General features: G+C 62.4%; 25 protein-coding genes and 1 tRNA gene. 17 read left to right on the forward strand and 9 right to left on the reverse strand.

Going from position 1 to position 22256, the window contains the following annotated elements; translation table 11 throughout:
• Genes ACXAED_RS09825 through ACXAED_RS09845 form a run of 5 tightly spaced genes read left to right on the forward strand, consistent with a single transcriptional unit; the run spans position 1 to position 2922 of the window.
• The gene (locus tag ACXAED_RS09825; protein ID WP_475049237.1) at positions 1-438 is read left to right on the forward strand and encodes an HPr kinase/phosphorylase; all 438 of its coding nucleotides are present in this window, start codon (positions 1-3) and stop codon (positions 436-438) included.
• Positions 431-1309, forward strand: a complete 879-nt coding sequence (gene rapZ, locus ACXAED_RS09830; RefSeq protein WP_475049239.1) for an RNase adapter RapZ — start codon at positions 431-433, stop codon at positions 1307-1309. The genes ACXAED_RS09825 and rapZ overlap by 8 nt, the downstream gene beginning before the upstream one ends.
• 9 nt (positions 1310-1318) lie before the next feature.
• A complete protein-coding gene (locus ACXAED_RS09835; RefSeq protein ID WP_475049241.1) occupies positions 1319-1726 on the forward strand; it encodes a PTS sugar transporter subunit IIA in 408 nt (135 codons plus the stop codon).
• The gene (locus tag ACXAED_RS09840; protein ID WP_027235562.1) at positions 1727-1996 is read left to right on the forward strand and encodes an HPr family phosphocarrier protein; all 270 of its coding nucleotides are present in this window, start codon (positions 1727-1729) and stop codon (positions 1994-1996) included.
• Between the two features lie 32 nt (positions 1997-2028).
• On the forward strand, positions 2029-2922 hold the full coding sequence (locus tag ACXAED_RS09845) for a lysophospholipid acyltransferase family protein (protein ID WP_475049243.1): 894 nt from the start codon (positions 2029-2031) through the stop codon (positions 2920-2922).
• 92 nt (positions 2923-3014) lie between these two features.
• Here the strand turns inward: ACXAED_RS09845 and ACXAED_RS09850 are convergent, their stop codons facing one another.
• Complete coding sequence (locus ACXAED_RS09850) at positions 3015-3890, reverse strand: 3-hydroxybutyryl-CoA dehydrogenase (protein WP_475049244.1); 876 nt, start codon at positions 3888-3890, stop codon at positions 3015-3017.
• A 153-nt stretch (positions 3891-4043) separates the two neighbouring features.
• On the opposite strand from ACXAED_RS09850, the gene ACXAED_RS09855 reads away from it, so the two are divergent.
• Positions 4044-4868: a DUF6473 family protein gene (locus ACXAED_RS09855; protein WP_475049246.1), complete on the forward strand. Its 825-nt coding sequence runs from the start codon at positions 4044-4046 to the stop codon at positions 4866-4868.
• Positions 4869-4940: 72 nt separating this feature from the next.
• Here the strand turns inward: ACXAED_RS09855 and ACXAED_RS09860 are convergent, their stop codons facing one another.
• From ACXAED_RS09860 to ACXAED_RS09885, 6 genes are all read right to left on the reverse strand, one after another.
• A complete protein-coding gene (locus tag ACXAED_RS09860; RefSeq protein ID WP_475049248.1) occupies positions 4941-5870 on the reverse strand; it encodes an electron transfer flavoprotein subunit alpha/FixB family protein in 930 nt (309 codons plus the stop codon).
• On the reverse strand, positions 5870-6628 hold the full coding sequence (locus ACXAED_RS09865) for an electron transfer flavoprotein subunit beta/FixA family protein (protein WP_475049250.1): 759 nt from the start codon (positions 6626-6628) through the stop codon (positions 5870-5872). The genes ACXAED_RS09860 and ACXAED_RS09865 overlap by 1 nt, the downstream gene beginning before the upstream one ends.
• 285 nt (positions 6629-6913) lie before the next feature.
• A complete protein-coding gene (locus tag ACXAED_RS09870) occupies positions 6914-7486 on the reverse strand; it encodes a cob(I)yrinic acid a,c-diamide adenosyltransferase (RefSeq protein ID WP_475049251.1) in 573 nt (190 codons plus the stop codon).
• Between the two features lie 6 nt (positions 7487-7492).
• The gene (locus ACXAED_RS09875; protein ID WP_421056242.1) at positions 7493-7696 is read right to left on the reverse strand and encodes a twin transmembrane helix small protein; all 204 of its coding nucleotides are present in this window, start codon (positions 7694-7696) and stop codon (positions 7493-7495) included.
• Between the two features lie 73 nt (positions 7697-7769).
• On the reverse strand, positions 7770-8600 hold the full coding sequence (locus tag ACXAED_RS09880; protein WP_475049253.1) for an SDR family NAD(P)-dependent oxidoreductase: 831 nt from the start codon (positions 8598-8600) through the stop codon (positions 7770-7772).
• A 36-nt stretch (positions 8601-8636) separates the two neighbouring features.
• Entirely contained in the window at positions 8637-9578 is a 942-nt protein-coding gene (locus ACXAED_RS09885) for an SH3 domain-containing protein (RefSeq protein ID WP_475049254.1), read from the reverse strand.
• Here ACXAED_RS09885 and ACXAED_RS09890 point away from each other — a divergent pair.
• The 3 genes from ACXAED_RS09890 to tuf all read left to right on the forward strand — a co-directional run bounded on the left by ACXAED_RS09890 (position 9531) and on the right by tuf (position 13905).
• On the forward strand, positions 9531-11879 hold the full coding sequence (locus tag ACXAED_RS09890) for a DNA topoisomerase IV subunit A (RefSeq protein ID WP_475049256.1): 2349 nt from the start codon (positions 9531-9533) through the stop codon (positions 11877-11879). The genes ACXAED_RS09885 and ACXAED_RS09890 overlap by 48 nt on opposite strands.
• Before the next feature lie 127 nt (positions 11880-12006).
• Entirely contained in the window at positions 12007-12606 is a 600-nt protein-coding gene (locus ACXAED_RS09895; RefSeq protein WP_475049257.1) for a hypothetical protein, read from the forward strand.
• A 123-nt stretch (positions 12607-12729) separates the two neighbouring features.
• Positions 12730-13905 (forward strand): elongation factor Tu, encoded by a 1176-nt coding sequence (gene tuf / locus ACXAED_RS09900; protein ID WP_475049259.1) that lies wholly within the window; start codon positions 12730-12732, stop codon positions 13903-13905.
• A gap of 159 nt (positions 13906-14064) precedes the next feature.
• On the opposite strand, the gene ACXAED_RS09905 is transcribed toward tuf, so the two are convergent.
• Positions 14065-14751 carry a lysophospholipid acyltransferase family protein gene (locus ACXAED_RS09905; protein WP_475049262.1) on the reverse strand — a complete coding sequence of 229 codons (687 nt, stop codon included), beginning with the start codon at positions 14749-14751 and terminating at the stop codon, positions 14065-14067.
• A 176-nt stretch (positions 14752-14927) separates the two neighbouring features.
• On the opposite strand from ACXAED_RS09905, the gene ACXAED_RS09910 reads away from it, so the two are divergent.
• Positions 14928-15003: transfer RNA gene (locus ACXAED_RS09910), tRNA-Trp, on the forward strand.
• Positions 15004-15060: 57 nt separating this feature from the next.
• Here the strand turns inward: ACXAED_RS09910 and ACXAED_RS09915 are convergent.
• Positions 15061-17205: an O-linked N-acetylglucosamine transferase, SPINDLY family protein gene (locus ACXAED_RS09915; RefSeq protein WP_475049264.1), complete on the reverse strand. Its 2145-nt coding sequence runs from the start codon at positions 17203-17205 to the stop codon at positions 15061-15063.
• Between the two features lie 204 nt (positions 17206-17409).
• On the opposite strand from ACXAED_RS09915, the gene secE reads away from it, so the two are divergent.
• From secE to rplL, 7 genes are all read left to right on the forward strand, one after another.
• Positions 17410-17607 (forward strand): preprotein translocase subunit SecE, encoded by a 198-nt coding sequence (gene secE, locus ACXAED_RS09920; protein WP_008554326.1) that lies wholly within the window; start codon positions 17410-17412, stop codon positions 17605-17607.
• Positions 17608-17822: 215 nt separating this feature from the next.
• Positions 17823-18356, forward strand: a complete 534-nt coding sequence (gene nusG / locus ACXAED_RS09925) for a transcription termination/antitermination protein NusG (protein WP_475049266.1) — start codon at positions 17823-17825, stop codon at positions 18354-18356.
• Positions 18357-18569: 213 nt separating this feature from the next.
• Positions 18570-19388, forward strand: coding sequence for a DUF2189 domain-containing protein (locus ACXAED_RS09930; RefSeq protein ID WP_475049268.1), 819 nt, complete (start codon positions 18570-18572; stop codon positions 19386-19388).
• A gap of 236 nt (positions 19389-19624) precedes the next feature.
• Positions 19625-20050, forward strand: coding sequence for a 50S ribosomal protein L11 (gene rplK, locus ACXAED_RS09935; protein WP_019298608.1), 426 nt, complete (start codon positions 19625-19627; stop codon positions 20048-20050).
• Between the two features lies 1 nt (position 20051).
• Positions 20052-20750 carry a 50S ribosomal protein L1 gene (gene rplA / locus ACXAED_RS09940; RefSeq protein WP_475049270.1) on the forward strand — a complete coding sequence of 233 codons (699 nt, stop codon included), beginning with the start codon at positions 20052-20054 and terminating at the stop codon, positions 20748-20750.
• A gap of 368 nt (positions 20751-21118) precedes the next feature.
• The gene (rplJ, locus tag ACXAED_RS09945; RefSeq protein WP_039165542.1) at positions 21119-21637 is read left to right on the forward strand and encodes a 50S ribosomal protein L10; all 519 of its coding nucleotides are present in this window, start codon (positions 21119-21121) and stop codon (positions 21635-21637) included.
• A gap of 81 nt (positions 21638-21718) precedes the next feature.
• Positions 21719-22093, forward strand: a complete 375-nt coding sequence (gene rplL / locus ACXAED_RS09950; RefSeq protein WP_027236232.1) for a 50S ribosomal protein L7/L12 — start codon at positions 21719-21721, stop codon at positions 22091-22093.
• Positions 22094-22256: the final 163 nt, after the last annotated feature.

Genomic DNA, 22256 nt, shown 5'->3' on the forward strand with positions numbered 1-22256 from the left:
ATGTCTGATACGGAAAGCCTTATCCTGCATGCCTCCTGCGTCGCGCTGGAGGGGCGGGGGCTTTTGATTACCGGTACGTCCGGCCAGGGCAAGTCGGCCCTGGCGTTGCAGCTGATGGCTTATGGTGCTCAGTTGGTCGCCGATGACCGGGTACTGCTGCAACCGCTGCACGGACAGGTGGTCGCCAGCGCGCCGGAGCCGATCCGCGGCTTGGTAGAGGCCCGCTGCATGGGCCTCCTTCACGCGCAAATCCGCAGCCCTGTCCCTGTCGTGGCACTGGTGGACCTGGACGAAAAGGAAACCGAACGGTTGCCGGTACGCCAGACCACGCGGCTCCTGGAGCAGGAGGTGGTCCGCCTGAAGCGCGTCGATGCCCCACATTTCGCCCCGGCGCTGATGCAATTCCTCAGATGCGGAGCCTTGGATCCCGATGCCTGATCCCGACAAAAAGGCGGTGCCGGCTGTCTTGGTGACCGGTCCTTCGGGCGCGGGCCGGACCACTGCGATCAACGTTCTGGAGGATCTCGGTTTCGAGGCTATCGACAACCTGCCGCTGCGGCTGCTGCCCGGCTTGATTGATGCTGCTGCGGAGCCGCGGCCGGTGGCGCTGGGACTGGATAGCCGCAACCGGGATTTCTCGCCGCGGGCGCTCCTGGATGTGATCGACATGCTGGCCGGGCGCCGGGAGGTCGAGCTGACCGTGCTCTATCTCGATTCGCAGCCCGACGTGCTGCTGCGCCGCTTTTCCGAGACCCGCCGCCGCCACCCTCTGGCTCCGGCAGAATCACCGGGAGAGGGTGTGCGCCGGGAGCTCGACCTGATGGCGCCGATCCGCGACCGCGCCGACATCCTGCTCGACACTTCAGAGATGAATGTCCACCAGCTGAAGGCGGAGATCGAACGCTGGTTCGCACCGGAGGGCAGGGCACTGGCGCTGTCCGTGCAAAGCTTCTCGTACAAACGCGGGGTGCCGCACGGAATCGACATGGTGTTCGACTGCAGGTTTCTGACGAACCCTTATTGGGAGCCGTCGCTGCGGCAGCTGAGTGGCCAGGACCCGGCCGTTCAGGACTACGTCAGGGAAGACCCATTGTACGAGCCGTTCTTTACCCGGGTGCTGGACCTTACGCGCCTGTTGCTGCCGGCCTACCGGCAAGAGGGAAAATCGCATTTCTCCATCGCCTTCGGCTGCACGGGAGGCCAGCATAGATCGGTCACAATGGCGGAAACCCTGGCCAAGGCCCTTGCAGAAGACGGCCAGCAAGTGTCAATTAGACACCGCGAGCTGCAAGGCCAGCAAAAGAATTGAGAGGCCGGGTTGATCGGGATCGTGATCGTAGCACATGGCGGGCTGGCAAGGGAGTACCTGGCCGCAGTGGAACATGTAGTTGGGCCGCAGCCCAGCCTGGTGGCCATCGCCATCGGCCCTGATGACGACCGGGCGGCCAAGCAGGACGAGATCTGCGCTGCCGCGAATGAGGTCGACACCGGAGGCGGTGTTGTCGTCGTGACAGACCTGTTCGGCGGTTCCCCCTCCAATCTCAGTCTCAAGGCATGCGCACCGCCTGACCGCCGGATTCTCTACGGCGCCAACCTGCCAATGCTCATCAAACTGGCAAAATCCCGCCACTTGCCGGTGGCCGACGCGGTCCGGCAAGCCATGGAGGCCGGGCGCAAGTATATCAACGCGCAAAACGTAAACCCTGACGGGGAGCAGGCATACTAAATGGCTCTGAAGACGCTGAAAATCATCAATGAAAAAGGGCTGCACGCCCGGGCCTCGGCCAAGCTGGTGGAGGTGGTCGAAGGGTTTGACGCCTCGGCTGAGGTGATAAAGGACGGGCTGTCCGCCTCCGGTGACAGCATTATGGGCCTTTTAATGTTGGCAGCTTCGAAAGGAACGACTATTGACGTCGAGACTTCGGGGCCCGATGCTGATGCGCTGGCGCATGCGCTGGAGGCCCTGGTGGCCGATAAGTTCGGCGAGGGCTACTAGGCCCGCGCCGGCAGCGGAACGGGAAGAACACATTGGCGGATACCGCACACGACAGGAACACCGGCATCGCATCGGATACCGCTAATCAGACGGGCGAGGTCTATGACCGCCGCACGCTGACCTATGCCAACTCCTTTGATGACCGCTGGACCTCCTTGGCGATCAAGACCATCGAATGGCTTACCGGCAAGCTGACGATCCTGCGCATGGTCAGCAAGTTCGAGAAGAACAACGCCGAATACCGCGGCCAGAAGTTCTGGCGCGGAGCGCTCAATACCATGGGCATCGACCTGGAGACGCCGCAGGAGCAGATCGATAACATCCCTGCCGACGGGCCGGTGGTGATCGTCGCCAACCACCCGCATGGGATGGTCGACGGCATGATTTTCGCTGACCTGATCGGCCGCCGCCGCCTGGACTACCGGATCCTGACCCGCTCGGTGCTGACAGGACTGGACGAGGCCGCGACCTCCTTCATGATTCCGGTGCCCTTCCCGCATGACCCCGAAGCGCAGCGCAAGATGGTCGATATGCGGGCCAAGACCATGGCCTTCCTCAAGGAGGGAGGCGCCGTTGCCCTGTTTCCGTCCGGCGTGGTGATGTCGTCCGACAGCTGGTTCGGCCCTGCCGTTGAGCGGGAATGGAACGTCTTCACCGCCCAGCTGATCCGCCGCTCTGGCGCACGGGTGGTGCCGATCTATTTCCCGGGATCGAACTCGCGCTGGTACCAGATCGCCTGCCAGATCTCTCCCATCCTGCGCCAGGGCCTCCTGCTGCATGAAATCGTGCGCTCCTGCAACAAACCGCAGGCGCCGGTCGTCGGCAAGCCGCTGACCGATGAGCAGATGGAGAAACTGCACAGCGACCCGCGCGGCTTCATGGCCTGGCTGCGCGAGCACACGCTCAATCTGGGCAAGCAAAGCTGAGTCCGATCCGTCTCTTGATCTGGCTGAAAATATCCCGGGGGTGAATTGGCCGCCAGGCCAAGAGGGGGCTGGCCCCCTCCTGCCGTTCAAGGTCAGCGCGTCGGCACCGGTGTTTCGCCGCGGTAATCATAAAACCCGCGCTGGGTCTTGCGGCCCAGCCAGCCTGCCTCGACGTATTTGGTCAGCAGCGGGCAGGGGCGGTACTTGGTATCTGCCAGCCCGTCATGCAGAACATTCATGATCGCCAGGCAGGTATCCAGGCCGATGAAGTCCGCCAGCTCAAGCGGACCCATCGGGTGGTTGGCACCAAGCTTCATCGATTCGTCGATCGACTTCACCGACCCCACCCCCTCATACAGCGTGTAGACCGCTTCGTTGATCATTGGCATCAGGATGCGGTTGACGATGAAAGCCGGGAAATCCTCGGCGCTGGCCGAGGTCTTGCCCAGCCGGGCAACCACTTCCTGGCAGGCGTTGAACGTCGGCTCGTCGGTGGCGATCCCGCGGATCAGCTCCACCAGCTGCATCACCGGCACCGGGTTCATGAAGTGGAACCCCATGAAACGCTCGGGGCGGTCGGTGCGGCTGGCCAAACGTGTGATCGAGATGGACGAGGTGTTGGAGGTCAGGATCGTGTGCGGCTTCAGATGCGGCTGCAGATCCTCGAAAATCGCCTGCTTGACGGTTTCCCGCTCGGTGGCAGCCTCGATCACCAGATCGGTTGCCCCGACTTCTGCCAGGGTCAGCGACGGCACGATCCGCGCCAGCGCCGCCTTCACGTCGTTCTCGGCGATCTTCCCCTTGCTGGCCTGGCGGGCCATGTTCCTTTGGATCAGGCTCAGCGCGCTGTCGAGCGCCTGCTGGCTGACGTCATTCAGAACGACATCATACCCTGCCAGCGCCATAACATGGGCAATGCCATTGCCCATCTGCCCGGCGCCGATCACACCAACCTTCTGAATTTCCATGCCTCAGGCTCCTGAAATATCTGCCGCAACCTTACTGGCCCGGGAAGGGCAGGCACAAGAGCAGCTTGGGTGGATTTGAGGCAAATTCTCGCTTTAGGGAAATTGCAATGGTTCGCCTCCAGAGTGAGTCTCGGGTGAAAAATTGGTGGTGAAATGAGCTATGAACTCAAAAGCGCGGGGGCGCTTTCGGGGGAACCATGCAGATATGGGAAATCCCGGCTGCTGGTGCGGGGGCCGCACCGGTCCTTGGACGAGCCTTATGTTGCTTTCCTCGGTGGAACCGAAGTTTACGGGCGATTCGTTGAATTTCCCTTTGTCGACTCCTTGCAGGGGCGGCTTGGTGTGAATTGCGTCAATCTGGGCAGTGTGAACGCCGGGCTGGACAGTTTCGTGCAGGATGACACCATGATCGGACTTGCCAGGGACGCGCGGGTCACGGTGTTGCAGATGCTGGGGGCGCAGAACATCTCGAACCCGTATTACCGGGTGCATCCGCGCCGCAATGACCGCTTCCTGCAAGCGCAGCCGGCGCTTAAGACGCTTTATCCGGAAGTGGATTTTACCGAATTCCATTTCAACAAGCACCTTCTTTGCACGCTCCGGGATATCTCTGGACAGCGGTTCGAACAGGTGCGTGAACAACTGCAGCGCAGCTGGGTGGAGCGGATGAGCGGCCTGATCAAGGCGCTGGATGGCCAGGTGCTGTTGCTGTGGCTGCGCTATCATCTGGATGCGGATGCCGGTTTCCCGGAAGAGCCCGTGCTCGTGGACCGTTCGATGGCCGATGCTCTGCGTCCCAAGGTGCAGGGAATCGTGGAGTTCCGGGCGCAATCGGCAGCCGCTGCCAGGGATATCGCCGGTATGGTGTTCGGCCAGATGGAGCTGCCGGCAGCGCGTCACATGATAGGCCCCAACGAGCATCTGCGCATTGCCGAGGCGCTTGCCGCCTATCTGCAGCCAATGCTGCAGGAAGAATAACACCAGTCCCCGGAACGGAAAAAGGCCCGCCGGCTGGCGGGCCTTCCTGTTTAGTCAGCTGTCCAGCCGGGCTTAGCCCAGCTTTTCGGTCAGGGCCGGGACGGCTTCGAACAGATCGGCAACCAGGCCGAAGTCAGCAACCTGGAAGATCGGTGCTTCTTCGTCTTTGTTGATCGCCACGATGACCTTGGAGTCCTTCATGCCGGCCAGGTGCTGGATCGCGCCGGAGATGCCGATGGCGACATACAGGTCTGGGGCAACAACCTTGCCGGTCTGGCCAACCTGCCAGTCGTTCGGGGCGTAGCCCGAGTCGACGGCGGCGCGGGATGCGCCAACAGCGGCGCCCAGCTTGTCGGCCAGGGTCTCGATCAGTTTGAAGTCTTCTTCGGAGCCAACACCGCGGCCGCCGGAGACAACGATGCCGGCAGAGGTCAGCTCGGGACGGTCGCTTGCGGCAACCTTGTCTTCGACCCACTCGGACAGGCCCGGGTTGTCGGCGGCAGAGATGGTCTCAACCGAAGCCGAGCCGCCTTCGCCGGCCGCGTCGAAGGACGCGGTGCGGAAGGAGACGACTTTCTTGGCGTCGCTGGACTTTACGGTCTGGATCGCGTTGCCGGCATAGATCGGGCGCTCGAAGGTGTTGCCGTCGACAACGCTGGAAACGTCCGAGATCACCATCACGTCCAGCAGCGCAGCAACGCGCGGCAGAACGTTTTTGGCGTCAGTGGTGGCCGGAGCAACAATGTGCTCATAGTCGGAGGCCAGGCCAGCGATCAGCGCCGCGGTCGGCTCCGCCAGGCGGTGGCCCAGCGATGCGTCCTCGGCGACCAGCACCTTGGTTACACCAGCGATCTTGGCAGCTTCTTCGCCAGCCGCAGCAGCGGAGGCGCCGGCGGCCAGAACGGTCACGTCGCCCAGCTTGGAGGCTGCAGCCACGGCTTTGGCGGTTGCGTCCAGCGCCAGCGCGCCGTCGGTCACTTCAGCAAGGAGAAGAACAGCCATTACACAGCCCCCGCTTCTTTGAGTTTCTCAACCAGCTCGTCAACCGAACCGACCACGATGCCTGCGGCGCGTGCCGGCGGCTCTTCGGTCTTGACGATTTCCAGGCGCGGGGAGACGTCGACGCCGTAGTCGGCGGCGGTTTTCTCGTCCAGCGGCTTTTTCTTCGCCTTCATGATGTTCGGCAGCGACGCATAGCGCGGCTCGTTCAGGCGCAGGTCCACGGTGATGATGGCGGGCATCTTCACGGAAATGGTCTGCAGGCCGCCGTCGACTTCGCGGGTAACCTTTGCGGTCTCGCCTTCGATGTCCAGTTCAGAGGCGAAGGTGCCCTGGGACCAGCCCAGCAGCGCCGACAGCATCTGGCCGGTTGCGTTCATGTCGTTGTCAATCGCCTGCTTGCCGCAGAGCACGATGCCGGGCTGCTCTTCCTCGACCACTTTGGCCAGGATCTTGGCAACCGCCAGCGGCTCGATGTCGGTGTGCACGTCGTCGGCTGCAACCACCAGGATGGCGCGGTCTGCGCCCATGGCCAGCGCGGTGCGCAGCGTTTCCTGGGCCTGCTTCACGCCGATCGAAACCGCAACGACCTCGTCCGCCTTGCCGGCTTCCTTCAGGCGGATGGCTTCTTCGACGGCGATTTCGTCGAAGGGGTTCATCGACATTTTAACGTTGGCGAGATCGACACCGCTGCCGTCCGCTTTGACGCGGACTTTCACGTTGTAGTCAATCACGCGTTTGACAGGCACAAGTACCTTCATTTTGCGTTCTCTCCTTAACAAACGGCAAGCCGCCTCAGGGCGACTCCCCCTCTATGCTCTCGCAGCGTTGATACCGGCTGGTGTGCGCCTGCAACAGGGCAAAATCGTCACGTTAGCGCACGCCGACGTCGCGTTTGCTCATTTGGAACATCATTTTTGCAAGAATGTTTCCGGTGGGAAATCCGCCTGCCGCGACGGCAAGGTGCCGTTGCCGCGGATGACGCGTTTAGCGCCGGATTCGCAAAAATCCGGCGCTAAACGGCGAATCAGAGCGGGGCAGGGGGCTCAGCGGTTGGCGCCGGGCACCCACAAAACGTCGTCCTTGCCGCCGTTATTGGCGGTGCGGGCGGCCACAAAGAACCAGTCGGACAGGCGGTTCAGGTATTTCACCGCTGCCGGGTTCACGTCCTCGGTTGTGCTCAGGTCCGTGGCCAGCCGCTCAGCGCGGCGGGCGACGGTGCGGCAGACATGCAAATGCGCCGCCAGCTTGGACCCGCCCGGCAGGATGAAGCTGCGCAGCGCCTCAAGATCCTTGTTCATGCCGTCGATCTCGGCCTCCAGCCGCTCGACCTGCGCGGCCGCAACCCGCAGCGGCGGGTATTCTGCCTCGGCGTCCTTCTCCATTTCCGGCCGGCACAGATCGGCTCCCAGATCGAACAAATCGTTCTGAATGCGCGCCAGTGCTGCGTCCATCTCGCCTTCGGCTTCCAACCGGGCAACACCGACAAAGGAGTTCAGCTCATCCGAAGTGCCATATGCATTCACACGGGCCGAGTGTTTGGCCACGCGCTCGCCGTTGCCCAGGGCGGTTTCGCCCTTGTCGCCGGTGCGGGTGTAGATTTTGTTCAGAACGACCATCGTCAATTATCCTCCCTGGCTGCGCAGGTAGACGTAGGACAGCAAGAGCACCACTGCAATGAATTGAAACAGGATGCGCAGGCGCATCATCTTGTTTGCGTTCCGGCGGTTAAACTCGCCGCCTTTGCCAAAGCCGCCAATGCCGATGACCAGTGCCACAACCACAGCCGCCACGGCTGCCAGTGCCAGATAATACAGCGGATCGCTCATTCTGTCCCCCAAGCGTATCAATTCTGTTGGACCCATCTACCCCGCGTGCAAGGCGAAGGCGACCGCGAATCCGCTATCCGAGCCGCACCAGGATGCGGTCAATTGCCCTTGTGCTGAGGATGCGGCGCAGGACCCCGGCGATATGGGTTGGGGTGGTGACATAGTAGCGGGCGCGCGGGCGGCGGGATTTGCAGGCGTGTGCCAGTTTCGCGGTCACGGCGGAGGCCGGCAGCTCAAACCGGTCCGGGCCGCTGTTCTCATACAGCCGCTTCAACAGGCGCGTCTCGTAAAGCTCGCGCAGCGGCGAGGCCTTCCAGTCGATAAAACGCTCAAAATAGGGAATTGACTTTTCCCGGATCTTTGACGTCACCGGCCCCGGCTCGATCAGCACCATGTGGATGCCCGACCCCTTCAGTTCGACCCGCAGCGTGTCAGTCAGACCTTCCAGCGCGTATTTCGTCGCCACATAGGCGCCACGCCACGGAAAGGAGACAAAGCCCAGGATCGAGGAATTCTGCACGATCCGCCCGTGCCCCTGTTTGCGCATCACGGGAATCACTTGCCGGGTCAGCTCGTGCCAGCCGAAGAAATTGGCCTCGAAAATTGTGCGCAGCGCTTCGGTGGGCAGATCCTCGACCGCGCCGGGCAGCCCGTGCGCGCCGTTGTTGAACAGCGCGTCCAGGGTGCCGCCGGTGGCCTCCAGCACCTCTTCCAGGCCGGATTCGATGCTGGCCGGGTCGGTGTAATCAATCCGCGGGCTTTCAAATCCTTCAGCGCGCATCCGGTCGCAATCACGCTGCTGGCGGCAGGAGGCAAACACCCGCCATCCCCGCTCCCGCATTCCCCGCGCCGCATCCAGGCCGATTCCTGAGGAACAGCCGGTAATCAGGATGGTTTTTTTCATGTGGAACGCCTCTTGACCCGGTTTGCCCGGGGCCAGTTATGGGCGTTTCTTGCTCACCAGGGAAGCGGCAATCCAGCCGACGCGGCCCTTCTCTGGCGCGCGCAGGTGCAGCCAGCCAGTGCCGGAATCCTCGATCACGATGACTTCGTCACCTGCCAGAAGCCGGGTGATCACCGGATAGTTAGTGCCTGGCCCCTGCCGCATGTTCACCCGTGATGCGCGGATACTGCGGCGGTCGATAACCGGTTCCGGAGCAGGCTCTGCCGCGGCGGCGGAGGCCGCCTCTGACGTGGAGGCGGGCGTCGCAGTGATCGAGGCTAGGCCGCCATCCAGGGATGCGAGCTGCAAAGTGCCGCCTCCGGAGCCGACCGAGAATGCAGCTTGGGTGGAGGTCAGAACACTGGATGCACTGGCAAGCTGAGCGGCCGCCACGCGCTGACGCAGCGCCGGATCAGCCTTGGGCCGCACCGGCGTTTCTGCCTGTGACCGGCGCGTCAGAACAGGCTGAGCCGTCAGGGAAGCGGCGGTGATTCTGACAGGTTCAGATTTACGGGCATCGGGTTTGGCGGCAGCCACGGGCTCGGGCCGTTGCGGCGGTTCAAAGTCCGCCCCTCCGCTCAGCTCATAAAATCCCCATCCCAGAAAAGCGAAGGACAACATAACAAATCGCGACATAACCCGGTCCCCCCAGACCAAAAATAGACAGGCAAATTCAATGACCCGCAAAAGGCCGCTGCCCTGGTTGCAAGAGTTTGGAAAGTAACGCGCGGCGCGGCTGCCTGGTTCCATTTTATCTAGGGCAAGTTGACGGACAGGAAACAGGGGAGACTCTTCTGTCTTCTCCCCGCGCCTGGCTGGCAGCGGGCGAAGCTGTGCGAAATTCGTGCGCGCCCGCTTTACCAATTCCGGCGCCGGCAGTATCACGATTTCATGACCGACCTGGTAGAAGATCCCGACATGCCCTCCGCCCCCGAACAAGGCGAAATCCTGGAACCGCTGCGCCGCGCCATTGGCGAGCGCTATCTGACCTATGCGCTCAGCACCATCATGCACCGGGCGCTGCCCGATGCCCGCGACGGCCTGAAACCTGTGCACAGGCGGATCCTTTACGCGATGAACCGCCTGCGGCTCAGCTCCAGCGGCGGCTTTCTGAAGTCGGCCAAGATTTCCGGCGACACCATGGGCGACTTCCACCCCCACGGCGATGCCGCGATCTATGACGCGATGGCGCGCCTGGCGCAGGACTTCAACGTCCGCTACCCGCTGGTCGACGGCCAGGGCAACTTCGGCAACATCGACGGCGACAACCCTGCGGCCTCCCGCTACACCGAAGCGCGGATGACCTTCGTCGCCGAGGCGATGCTGGAAGGCCTCAATGAGGATTCGGTCGATTTCCGCGACAACTACGACGGCCGCCTGACCGAACCGGCGGTGCTGCCCGCCACCTTCCCGAACATCCTGGCAAACGGCGCGGCCGGCATTGCGGTGGGCATGGCCACCAACATCCCGCCCCACAACATTGCTGAGCTGATCGACGCCTGCCTGCATCTGATCAAAACCCCGGATGCTCGCGACGACACCCTGCTGAACTATGTGCCGGGGCCCGATTTCCCCACCGGCGGTATCATCGTCGAGCCCAAGGAAAACATCGCCAAGGCTTACAGCACTGGCCGCGGCTCCTTCCGCCTGCGCTGCACGCACGAGGTTGAGGACCTGGGCCGCGGCCAGTGGCAGATCGTCGTCACGGAGATTCCCTACCAGGTTCAGAAATCCAAGCTGATCGAAAAGATCGCCGAGCTGATCCAGACCAAGAAGGTGCCGATCCTCGCCGACGTGCGCGACGAATCGGCGGACGACATCCGTATCATCCTGGAACCCAAGTCCAAGAACGTGGACCCCGAGGTTCTGATGAACATGATGTTCCGCAACTCGGACCTGGAAATCCGCTTCAGCCTCAACATGAACGTGCTGATCGACGGCGTAACCCCCAAGGTCTGCTCGATGAAGGAGGTGCTGCGCGCCTTCCTCGACCACCGCCGCGACGTGCTGCAGCGCCGCTCCCGCCACCGGATGGAAAAGATCGACCACCGGCTGGAGGTCTTGGAGGGCTTTATCATCGCCTTCCTGAACCTCGACCGGGTGATCGACATCATCCGTTATGACGAGGACCCCAAGGCCGCCCTGATCCGCGAGGACTGGAGCAAGGACCACCCGCGCGCCTTCACCGAGGCAGACTACATCACCCCGGCGCAAGGCGCGGGCGAGCTGACAGAGGTGCAGGCCGAGGCGATCCTGAACATGCGCCTGCGGTCTTTGCGTAAGCTCGAGGAAATCGAACTGGTCCGCGAACGTGATGCCCTTCGCGAGGAACGCGCCGGGCTGGTCGAACTATTGGCCTCTGAAGACCTGCAATGGTCCCGCATTTCCGAGCAGCTGAAAGAAACCAAGAAGCAGTTCGGTAAGGACTATGCAGGCGGCGCCCGCCGCACCCGCTTTGCCGAGGCGGGCGAGGTCGAAGACGTGCCGCTGGAGGCCATGATCGACAAGGAACCGATCACCGTGGTCTGCTCGCAGATGGGCTGGATCCGCGCCATGACCGGCCACATCGACCTGAACCGCGAGCTGAAGTTCAAGGATGGCGATGGGCCGCGCTTCATCTTCCACGCGGAAACCACCGACCGGCTGCTGGTGTTCGGCTCCAACGGCCGTTTCTATACCCTGTCTGCGGCGAACCTGCCCGGCGGCCGCGGTATGGGTGAACCCGTCCGCCTGATGGTTGACCTGCCCAATGAGGTGGAAATCGTCGACCTGCTGATCCACAACCCGGAGGGTAAGCTGCTGGTCGCCTCCGACGCGGGCAACGGTTTCATTTGCGCCGAAAAGGACATCGTCGCCCAGACCCGCAGCGGCAAGCAGGTGCTGAACGTCAAGGACGACGAGCGCGCCAAGATATGTATCCCGGTGGAGGGCGATCACGTCGCCGTGGTCTCGGAAAACGGCAAGTTCCTGGTTTTCTCGGTCGAGGAAATGCCCGAGCTGACCCGCGGCAAGGGCGTGCGCCTGCAAAAATACAACATGGCCCGCGGCAAGCAGGGCTCGCTGGAGCTGGACGGCGGCCTCAGCGACATCACCACGTTCAACTGGGACGACGGCCTCAAGTGGGAGATGGGAGGCGGAAAGACCCGACACGCAGCCGACCTCACCGAATGGCTGGGCAAGCGCGCCAGCGTGGGCAAGCGCCCACCGCACGGTTTCCCGCGGAGCTACAAGTTCAAATAAGCGGCATCTTTCTGCGAATTGCCTGTGCCCCCCGCGCCACCCGCGCGGGGGTTGCTGTTTGCGGGTCTTTACCCCCTGCGCCCGGCAGGGCTATCAGGGCAGGACCGAATTCTTACGGGGGACTCCCATGACCCGCATTCTCGCCCTGTTTTCCGCGCTGGTGCTGCTCGCAGCCTGCGGCGAAACCCGCCTCGACGAAGCGCCCGAGGATCTGGGTGCCTTCCAGGCCCGCGTGACGCATGTCTATACGGAAAAGGCGCTGCAATGGCCGCTCTCGCGCGATGCCGACCACAGTGAATGGACCGCCCCGATCGAGAATGCGCTGAACACGCGGCTGCGCCGCTATGCGGGCGCCCAGCAATACGACGTTGCCGTGACGCTCGAGGGCTTCATGCTGGCGCCGCCCGGCGTGCCGGTGCTGTTTTCGCCAAAGAGTGCTGTGGTGGTGAACGTGTTTGTCTACGACGTGGCAAACAAGAAATTCCTCGCCAAAAAGCACCAGATGGAGATCTTCGAAAGCACCACCGGCGAAAGCGCGCTGCTGGGGTCCGGCCATGCGCGCACCAAAGAGCAGCAGATCCAGGGGCTGGCCGTCAATATCGCCGACAAGGTCGAGGAGTGGATGGCAGAAAACCACAAGGAGCAGGGGTGGTTCGCGCCCCGTCCTGGCACGGCCGCTGAAGGTACGGCTGCACCGGATGCTGCGGAGCCGGCGCCGGCCGGCTGAGCCCGGCGATTTCCGCTTCTGTCAAGCAGGAACGGGTTGATTTTTCCGCGCAAACCAAATAATCCGCCCGCGCAGAGGAAACCGGGTCAACGCTGACCCCTCATTTCAAAAGGCGTCCAAGGCATGGCTAAGGAAAAGTTTGAACGTAATAAACCGCACGTCAACATCGGCACCGTCGGCCACGTTGACCACGGCAAAACCACGCTGACCGCAGCGATCACCAAGTACTTCGGCGACTTCAAAGCCTACGACCAGATCGACGGCGCGCCGGAAGAAAAAGCCCGCGGCATCACCATCTCCACCGCCCACGTGGAATATGAAACCGACGCGCGCCACTACGCCCACGTCGACTGCCCCGGCCACGCCGACTACGTCAAGAACATGATCACCGGTGCCGCTCAGATGGACGGCGCGATCCTGGTGGTGAACGCTGCTGACGGCCCGATGCCGCAGACCCGCGAGCACATCCTGCTGGCGCGTCAGGTTGGCGTTCCGGCGCTGGTCGTGTTCATGAACAAAGTGGACCAGGTCGACGACGAAGAGCTGCTGGAGCTGGTGGAAATGGAAATCCGCGAGCTGCTGTCCTCCTACGAGTTCCCGGGCGACGATATTCCGATCATCGCAGGTTCCGCGCTGGCGGCGATGGAAGGCCGTGACCCGGAAATCGGCGAAAACAAGATCAAAGAGCTGATGGCGGCCGTGGACGAATACATCCCGACCCCCGAGCGTGCGGTTGACCAGCCGTTCCTGATGCCGATCGAAGACGTGTTCTCGATCTCCGGCCGCGGCACCGTTGTGACCGGCCGTGTCGAGCGCGGTGTGATCAATGTTGGCGACGAAATCGAAATCGTCGGCATCAAAGACACTTCGAAAACCACCTGCACCGGTGTGGAAATGTTCCGCAAGCTGCTGGACCGCGGTGAAGCCGGCGACAACATCGGCGCCCTGCTGCGCGGTGTGGACCGTGAATCCGTTGAGCGCGGCCAGGTGCTGTGCAAGCCGGGTTCCGTGACCCCGCACACCAAGTTCGAAGCCGAAGCCTACATCCTGACCAAGGAAGAAGGCGGCCGCCACACCCCGTTCTTCGCGAACTACCGTCCGCAGTTCTACTTCCGCACCACCGACGTGACCGGCACCGTGACCCTGCCGGAAGGCACCGAGATGGTGATGCCGGGCGACAACCTGAAGTTCGCGGTTGAGCTGATCGCCCCGATCGCGATGGAAGACGGCCTGCGCTTCGCCATCCGCGAAGGCGGCCGCACCGTCGGCGCCGGCGTTGTGTCCAAAATCATCGAGTAATCAGGTCTCCTGATTGATCGACGGAAAGGCCGCCTCCGGGCGGCCTTTTTGCTGTGCCGCCGCCGGAAACCGGCGCGGTTTCCGGCCATGAAAAACCGGTTTCTCATGACCGCCTTTCGAGAAAAAAACGGTGGGTCAGGTCTGAGGCGTCTTCGGATCTTAGCTGCTGCGCCCGGCAGCCGCGTCCGCTGCATCCGTGACAGCATCTAGCGAGGCTTCCAGGCTCTGCCGTAAGACCTCCACCTCAGCGTCACTCGGTTTTTTCGGCACCTCATCCGTCCATTCCCGGCACATCAGCACCCCGCGGGAAAACGGCAGCGGCAGCATCTGCTGGTCCCAGGTTGGCAGCTTGATCACTTTTCGCTCTGCAAAGGCGACGGTGAACACCCGGCAGCCGGTCATCCGCGCCCAGACCACCGGCACGGTGGAGGACACGCGGGCAGGGCCGCGCGGGCCGTCGGCGGCGATGCCGATGGAACAGCCTTCCCGGGTGCGCCGCAGCACTTCGCGCGACAGCGCCACATGGCGTTTGTGGCTCGACATTGGAATGGTCTCAAACCCCAGCCGCACCAGGATCTGTCCCGCCAGACGCCCGGCGCGGGCGGCGGAGGTCAGCGCGCAGATTCGTCCCAGCGAGGTGTCGAACAGATAGGGCGCCATGATCAGCCGCTGGTGCCAGAGCACAAAGATCACCGGCTCGCCGCGCCGCACGCAATCGTCCATCTCCTCAAAACCGTTGCGGCTCCAGCGGGAGGTGCGGAAGGCGAATCGCACATAGGTGGCAAACAGCCCCTCGATAGCGCGGTTCACCCGGGGGCTGTCGGCGAATTTCTTTCTCAGGCTCACGGTTTCAGGCTCATTTCCAAGGGATTGGCCGGGCGCGCGGCCCGCTTTCCGGCCCCTCTTACCGCATGGGTGGGAGCGGGCAAAGCCCGCGGCCCGCAAACCGCCGCGCGGCGCGCAGAAAATCGGTTTTCCCTCTTGCCACCGCCGCACGGCTGCCGTAGGACATGCCGCACTACAGGGGTATAGCTCAGTTGGTAGAGCGACGGTCTCCAAAACCGTAGGTCGCGGGTTCGAACCCTGCTGCCCCTGCCAGTCTCCAAAAAGTCCGTAGATCATGGCCGCCCACACAGGGTGGCCGGCGGTTCTGTATCAGCCCTGCGGCGTCTCCTTGCCGGAGATGGTCAGATGACCAGCAGGCAATCCTTGCAAAAACCGGTCATAGGCCGCGTCATAGGCGCTCTCAATCTGCCTGCTAAGCTGCGCGGCTGAGAACAGCGGGGCGACCTGGTGCTGCTGGCGCAGCTTACGCTTCAGCACGGCGCACGCCTCCGGATCTGCGGCAACTGCGGCGCCCTTTGCCTCATACGCTTCCGCGCTGTCAGCGATCAGTTCAGGCAGTCCGGCCGCTTGCAGCAGGCTTGCTCCCGTGCGGGCGGCAAGCTGCTGACCGGGCAGGGTGATCATTGGCACTCCCGCGGCCAGTGCATCGCGGGCAGCGGTGGCGGCGTTGACCGTGAAGGTGTCAAGGAACACGCCGGCAAGGGGCAGCCGGGCAAGATGCTCCGCGCGGTCCGCAGGCAGAGCAAAGATCAGCCGGTCCGGGTCGATGCCGCGGGCGGCCGCGGCGCGGCGCAGGTTCGAGACGGCGTGTGCGCCATGATCCAGAAGCCAAAGCACGCTGTCAGGGGCGCCATCCAGCAAGCGCATCCAGATATCGAACTCCTGCGGAGTGATCTGGCTGGCCGCGGCAAAGCTGCAAAAGACAAAACCCTCGTCCGGCAGTCCGCAGTCGGCCCGGACCGGGGCGCTGACAGTGCTGGCGGGCGGCATCGCCAGACAACTGTTCGGCAGGCGCAGCAGGTGTTCGTTGTGATACCGCTCGCTGCCGGGCGGGCAGGTGGTGCCGTCGCTGATCAGGTAGTCGAAAGCAGCGGTTCCCATGGTTCCAGGGTATCCGGGCCAGGCAATGTGCAGGGGCGCCAGCCGGGTGTTGAGCAGGCCGGTCCGGTTGCCGTTGGAATAGCCTGACAGGTCCACCGCAATGTCCAGTTCATCGGCCTTAGCTGCCGCGGCCGCGCCGTCGGTTGAGGTCCCGTCCAGCATCCGCAAACAGGACACAGGGAACGCTGAGGCGGCTTCTTCGCTAAAACCCGGACCCGTGGCATAGGCAAAGACTTCAAACCGGTTGCGGTCGTGAGCGGCAAAAAATGCAGTGTATTGGCTCAGCAGCGCCGAGGCGTCGCAGGCGGAGAAGAAATAGCCGATCCTAAGCCGCTCCGGGCGCTGTTGGGCGGGCGGGGCGGTCTGCGGTTCCACTTCGGGGAAATGCTCGCTGGCGTAGGCTTGCGCGCGCACCCTGAGCAGGTCCGGATTGTCCTCCATCAGCATCAGCGCGCTGGGATCGCAGCCGCTGCCGCGCAGGCCCAGCAGGCGGCGGTATTGTTCGTACTCCTGTATCCAGCGCCAATCGTTGAGCTCTGCCAGCACGTGCAGGCGCTGGGTGCGGGCCCGGTCATCGGATGGGGAGATCTGGAGGATCTTGTCGAAACAGGGGAGTGCATCGGCATGGCGCCCTTCGGCCTTGAGAAGCAGGCCCAGCTGGTACTGCGCCTCGTTCAGACCCGGCCGCAAGCTGACAGCGCGCTTGTAGTGGTCCTTAGCCTCTGCCACCGCGCCGAGATTGTGCAGCAGGCCCGCCAGGCTGAAATGCAGCAGCGCATCATCTGGTGCCAGCGCAACCGCCCGGCGCAGGGCCGACGCGGCCTCTGCGCTGCGGCCCTCAAGCGGCAGCGCCTCGGCCAGGCTGCGCAGCGCAAGCAGGCAATCGGCATCCAGCGCCAGTGACTTGCGGTAGAGCGCCACGGCATTGTCCGCCTGTCCGCGCGCCATGTGAACGCGGCCCATGGCGGCATAGGTTCCGGCTTCTTTGGGGTTGATCCCGCACGCCTTGTTCAGGCAGGTGGCCGCGTTGTCCAGATGGCCGGCAGCGAGGTGGCAGCGGCCCAGGAAATCCCACAGGAAATGCAACTCCCGGAAGGTCTTGAGCAAGGCGCCGCAGCTGTCCGCCGCTTCAAAGGGGCGTCCGGCGGCAAGTGCCGCCTCCAGCTCCCCCTTTGTGTCATCGGAGGGCTCACGCTGCTCCCTCAGACGGCCGCGCAGCGAGTCCAAGGCCTGCAGAGCGCGTGCGTTCTTGGGGTTGCGCGCCAGAATTCCGGAGTAAGCAAGCACTGCATCTTCGAACTTGGCGTCGCGTTCGAGCTGCTCGGCCTGGGAAAGGGTTTGTGCGGGTGTCATGGCATCCTGTCTCACTGAAACACACGGGGGTGCGCCAACACGGCGCGCGTCCTGCGCCGGGGCTGCTGGATTCAGTTTTGCGGGAAGTGGATTAAAATTGGATTGACCGCGGCCGGGAACACCGGCTGTTGCGGGCGCAGGGCTTGAATTCAGCTGCCGCACCGGTTACATCGCCTGCACTGCTAGCAGAGAGACTCCCCCACCATGGCGACTATCAACCCAGTTCAGTTTATCCAGCAGGTTCGTGCCGAAGTGTCCAAGGTCGTTTGGCCGACCCGGCGCGAGGTGCTGCTGACCACGGTCATGGTGTTTATCATGGCGGCTCTGACGGCGCTGTTCTTTGCGCTGGTCGATCTGTTGATCCGCTATGGCCTGCAGGGCCTTCTGGGGATGTTCGGCTGAGCCTGCAGCGGTATGACGGCTCCGGGGCCGCGGTTGCTGCGCAGCACTTGATTCTGGCGGCGATGGGCGGTACCTGAGCAGGAACATTGAGGCGGGCGTGCAGCAATTCGGTTTGCACGCCGCTTTTTGTTGGAGAGCGCAGCTTAAGAGCTGCAACGGAATGATTACGCAGCGGCGCGGCACCGGCCCGCCCTGCAGAACAAGGACAACGGTTCATGGCGAAACGGTGGTACTCGGTCAGCGTTCTTTCGAACTTCGAAAAGAAAATCGCAGAGCAGATCCGCACCGCGGTCGCCGAGCAGGGGCTCGAGGACGAAATTGACGAGGTGCTGGTCCCGACCGAAGAGGTGATCGAGATCCGCCGCGGCAAGAAGGTCTCGACCGAGCGCCGCTTCATGCCCGGTTACGTTCTGGTCCACATGGAAATGTCCGACCGCGGCTATCACCTGATCTCCTCGATCAACCGCGTGACTGGCTTCCTGGGCCCGCAGGGCCGCCCGATGCCGATGCGTGACGCCGAGGTGCAGGGCATCCTGGGCCGCGTCGAGGAAGGCGTCGAGGCGCCGCGCACCCTGATCAACTTCGAGGTGGGCGAGAAGGTCAAGGTCAACGACGGACCGTTCGAGGATTTCGACGGCATGGTCGAAGAGGTCGACGACGACAACCAGAAGCTCAAGGTCACCGTGTCGATCTTCGGCCGCGAAACCCCGGTGGAACTGGACTTTACCCAGGTCACCAAGCAAGGCTGACCGGTCCTGCAATGAAAATCATAGCGCCGCGTTGCACGATGCACCGCGGCGTTTCTTGTTTGTGATCGCCATTCTGAAAGGAGCGGCCATACTCCCCCTTGCCCGTATGCCTCGCCTGATGCAAACTTGTATCGGGAGGAGGGATGTCTGTCTCACCGCTGGGTCTAATCGCAAAAGGACCTGCGCGGTGCCATGCTTTGGGAGGAGTGTGTCTTGGCATCCAAAACCGCAGGTTCCACACCGCCGGACAACCTGACACCGCAGCATCAGGCCGTGCCCGCGGTCAATAAGGTGACGGCGGGTGATATCACCGCGTCTCTGAAGGCAGGGTTCTCCGACTTTCTGGCGCGCCCTTTCCTGAGTGGCTTCTTCGGCCTGTTCTATGCGGTTTTCGGCATCCTGTTCGTCTGGTGCCTGGTCTGGCTCGGCGCGATCTGGATGATCATTCCTGCCGCTGTAGGTTTTCCGCTGGTCGCGCCTTTTGCTGCTGCCGGGCTATATGAAATGTCCCGCCGGATGCAGAAGGGAGAAAGTTTCACCTGGTCCGAGATCCTCACTGTCATGGCCAGCCAGCGTAAGCGCGAAATGGGCTGGATGGCCTTTGTCACACTGTTTATTTTCTGGGTGTGGATCTACCAGGTCCGGCTATGGCTGGCGATAACCCTCAAGAATGCATCCTTCTCGGATTTTGACGGGTTCCTGAACATCGTCTTCTTCACGCCGCAGGGCTGGACCTTCCTGGCAATCGGCACCTGTGTCGGCGCATTTCTGTCGGCAGTCCTGTTCGCGGTGACCGTCGTCGCCATGCCTATGCTGCTCGACCGGGAGACCAATTTCGTTTCTGCCATGCTGACGTCCATTCGCGTCGTTACGGAAAGCCCCATGGTCATGCTCGCCTGGGCGGCGATCATTTCGCTCACCATGCTGGTGTCGCTGGTTCCGGCGTTTCTGGGGTTGATTGTCACCCTGCCTGTCCTTGGCCACACCACATGGCATCTCTACCGGCGGGCCGTGCCGCCAGCGGAGGTGTAACCCGCCTGGCCCTGCCCTTGACCCGCGGCGCGCAGCGTCTGCTTCCGTCGCGGCCCAGCCGCTGCCGATTGAACGGCTGGGCCACTTGCCAACTCCGGCATTCCCCTGTACATGCCGCCTCTATCGTCTTCGGGCGAGATTCTCTCGTGGGAGATGGACGGGTCGCGACCCTGAAATCCGACCACGCAACTTGAATTGGATGGGACGCGTCCCGTCTGTGTTGAAAGGAAAACCAAATGGCTAAGAAGCTTGTTGGTTCGATGAAGCTGCAGGTTCCTGCAGGTCAGGCAAACCCCTCTCCGCCCGTCGGCCCGGCCCTGGGTCAGCGCGGCATCAACATCATGGAATTCTGCAAGGCGTTCAACGCCAAGACCGCAGACATGGAGCCCGGCGCGCCGTGCCCGACCGTGATCACCTACTATCAGGACAAGTCCTTCACCATGGACATCAAGACGCCGCCCGCGTCTTACTACCTGAAGAAGGCGGCCAAGGTGAAATCCGGCGCGAACAACCCGTCGCGTGAAACCGTCGGCACCGTGACTGTGGCCCAGGTGAAAGAGATCGCCGAAGCCAAGATGAAAGATCTGAACGCCAACGACATCGACGCTGCAATGCAGATCATCCTGGGCTCCGCCCGCTCCATGGGCATCGAGGTGAAGTAAGATGGCAAAGCTCGGTAAACGTACCCGCGCCGCGCGCGAAGCTTTCGCTGGCAAAGAAAACCTGTCCGTGGAAGAAGCAGTTGCCCTGGTGAAAGCCAACGCAACCTCGAAGTTCGACGAGACCGTCGAAATCGCCATGAACCTGGGCGTTGACACCCGCCACGCAGACCAGATGGTCCGCGGCGTGGTCGGCCTGCCGAACGGCACCGGCAAAGACATGCGCGTTGCAGTCTTCGCCCGCGGCCCGAAAGCAGACGAAGCCAAGGAAGCCGGCGCAGACATCGTTGGCGCCGAAGACCTGATGGAATCCATCCAGGCCGGCAACATCGACTTTGACCGCTGCATCGCGACCCCGGACATGATGCCCGTCGTCGGCCGCCTGGGTAAGATCCTCGGCCCGCGCAACCTGATGCCGAACCCGAAAGTCGGCACCGTGACCATGGACGTGAAAGCGGCCGTGGAAGCAGCCAAGGGTGGCGAAGTGCAGTTCAAGGCGGAAAAAGGCGGCGTTGTGCACGCAGGCGTCGGCAAAGCGTCCTTCGACGAAGCCAAGCTGGTCGAAAACATCCGCGCCTTCGTGTCGGCCGTGGCCAAAGCCAAGCCGACCGGCGCCAAGGGTGCTTACATGAAAAAGATCAACCTGTCCTCGACCATGGGCCCGGGCATCACGGTTGACGTGGACAACGCTGTCACCGAGTAATCGGGCGCACAGCTGATGTCAGAAGGGGCGGCACCGCAAGGGCCGCCCTTTTTCTGTCCTGGCGGAACCCAGCGAGCAGGTGTATTTTCCAATTTCGCTCTTGGAAATCCCTTCAAATGGGAATAACTACGGCCTTGAGATAAAGCGTGCGATTCGTCGTGCGCTTTATTTCATTTCGTCCAAGATGGTGGGTGGTCTCCGATCGGACCTTAATTTCCCTCCTGAGACGGGTACAGACCAAGAAGATCGGGGGTTTTCAATCCCTCGGGCGGATTTGGCTCATCCCGTAAAACGGACCTGAACGCCGGGCCATCTGGTTCGGCAAATATGAGCCGGGATGCGTAAGCATCCCTAACTTGGAGAGAACTGTGGATAGAGCCCAGAAAGAGAAAGTGGTCGAGGAACTCGGCCAGATCTTCGAAAGCTCTGGCGTCGTGGTGGTTGCTCACTACGCCGGTCTGACAGTTGCTGAGATGCAGGATCTGCGCGCACGTGCCCGTGACGCGAACAGCTCCGTGCGTGTTGCCAAGAACAGGCTCGCCAAAATCGCCCTCGAGGGAAAGCCGTGTGAAAGCATGGCCGACCTGCTGACAGGGATGACCGTTCTGACCTACTCCGAAGATCCCGTGTCCGCTGCAAAAGTGGCTGAGGATTTTGCCAAGGAAAACAAAAAGTTTGAGATCCTTGGCGGTGCAATGGGTGAGAACGCTCTGGACCGTGCCGGTGTCGAAACCGTGTCGAAAATGCCGTCCCGCGACGAGCTCATCGCTCAGATCGCAAGCTGCATTGGCGCACCTGCTTCGAACATCGCCGGCGCGATTGGCGCACCTGCAAGCAACATCGCAAGCATCCTTTCGACCATCGAAGAGAAGGCGGAAGCTGCGTAAGCGGTTGGCACTGAACGGCTGGCGTGGGGCACAAGCCCGCACGTTGGAACACACATACTGTAAACGGAAAGAGCTGATACAATGGCTGATCTGAAAGCACTCGCAGAAAGCATCGTGGGTCTGACCCTGCTGGAAGCACAAGAACTGAAAACCATCCTGAAAGACGAATACGGCATCGAGCCCGCAGCTGGCGGCGCAGTTGTCATGGCAGCTGGCGGCGACGCCGGCGGTGCAGCTGAAGAAGAAAAGACCGAATTCGACGTCGTTCTGAAGAACGCCGGCGCTTCCAAGATCAACGTGATCAAAGAAGTTCGCGGCATCACCGGCCTGGGCCTGAAAGAAGCCAAAGAGCTGGTTGAAGCAGGCGGCAAAATCAAAGAAGGCATCGACAAAGCCGAAGCAGAAGACATCAAAGCCAAGCTGGAAGCAGCTGGCGCCGAAGTCGAGCTGGCCTAAGTCCTGCCTCTGGTGCATCTCCGATGCATCGGAAATTTGGCTGGGTCCGGAGTTCTCCGGGCCCAGCCGAACCTGTCTTAAAAAGGGCCTCACGCAAGAGGCGCTTTTTCAGGCGAGGTTCAAGGGATCGGGAGGCCGCCTTCGGGACGGTGGCCATGAATTG

The organism is Leisingera sp. ABM4_103, from assembly GCF_056158685.1.

Excerpts from the sequence above, each read along its gene's own strand:
- tuf (WP_475049259.1), top strand. The coding sequence starts at position 12,730 with ATGGCTAAGGAAAAGTTTGAACGTAATAAACCGCACGTCAACATCGGC.
- rapZ (WP_475049239.1), top strand. The coding sequence starts at position 431 with ATGCCTGATCCCGACAAAAAGGCGGTGCCGGCTGTCTTGGTGACCGGT.
- secE (WP_008554326.1), top strand. The coding sequence starts at position 17,410 with ATGGCGACTATCAACCCAGTTCAGTTTATCCAGCAGGTTCGTGCCGAA.
- nusG (WP_475049266.1), top strand. The coding sequence starts at position 17,823 with ATGGCGAAACGGTGGTACTCGGTCAGCGTTCTTTCGAACTTCGAAAAG.
- ACXAED_RS09890 (WP_475049256.1), top strand. The coding sequence starts at position 9,531 with ATGACCGACCTGGTAGAAGATCCCGACATGCCCTCCGCCCCCGAACAA.
- ACXAED_RS09865 (WP_475049250.1), bottom strand. The coding sequence starts at position 6,628 with ATGAAGGTACTTGTGCCTGTCAAACGCGTGATTGACTACAACGTGAAA.
- ACXAED_RS09880 (WP_475049253.1), bottom strand. The coding sequence starts at position 8,600 with ATGAAAAAAACCATCCTGATTACCGGCTGTTCCTCAGGAATCGGCCTG.
- ACXAED_RS09915 (WP_475049264.1), bottom strand. The coding sequence starts at position 17,205 with ATGACACCCGCACAAACCCTTTCCCAGGCCGAGCAGCTCGAACGCGAC.
- ACXAED_RS09860 (WP_475049248.1), bottom strand. The coding sequence starts at position 5,870 with ATGGCTGTTCTTCTCCTTGCTGAAGTGACCGACGGCGCGCTGGCGCTG.
- rplL (WP_027236232.1), top strand. The coding sequence starts at position 21,719 with ATGGCTGATCTGAAAGCACTCGCAGAAAGCATCGTGGGTCTGACCCTG.
- ACXAED_RS09840 (WP_027235562.1), top strand. The coding sequence starts at position 1,727 with ATGGCTCTGAAGACGCTGAAAATCATCAATGAAAAAGGGCTGCACGCC.
- ACXAED_RS09870 (WP_475049251.1), bottom strand. The coding sequence starts at position 7,486 with ATGGTCGTTCTGAACAAAATCTACACCCGCACCGGCGACAAGGGCGAA.
- ACXAED_RS09850 (WP_475049244.1), bottom strand. The coding sequence starts at position 3,890 with ATGGAAATTCAGAAGGTTGGTGTGATCGGCGCCGGGCAGATGGGCAAT.
- rplK (WP_019298608.1), top strand. The coding sequence starts at position 19,625 with ATGGCTAAGAAGCTTGTTGGTTCGATGAAGCTGCAGGTTCCTGCAGGT.
- ACXAED_RS09895 (WP_475049257.1), top strand. The coding sequence starts at position 12,007 with ATGACCCGCATTCTCGCCCTGTTTTCCGCGCTGGTGCTGCTCGCAGCC.
- rplA (WP_475049270.1), top strand. The coding sequence starts at position 20,052 with ATGGCAAAGCTCGGTAAACGTACCCGCGCCGCGCGCGAAGCTTTCGCT.
- ACXAED_RS09855 (WP_475049246.1), top strand. The coding sequence starts at position 4,044 with ATGAGCTATGAACTCAAAAGCGCGGGGGCGCTTTCGGGGGAACCATGC.
- ACXAED_RS09875 (WP_421056242.1), bottom strand. The coding sequence starts at position 7,696 with ATGAGCGATCCGCTGTATTATCTGGCACTGGCAGCCGTGGCGGCTGTG.
- ACXAED_RS09825 (WP_475049237.1), top strand. The coding sequence starts at position 1 with ATGTCTGATACGGAAAGCCTTATCCTGCATGCCTCCTGCGTCGCGCTG.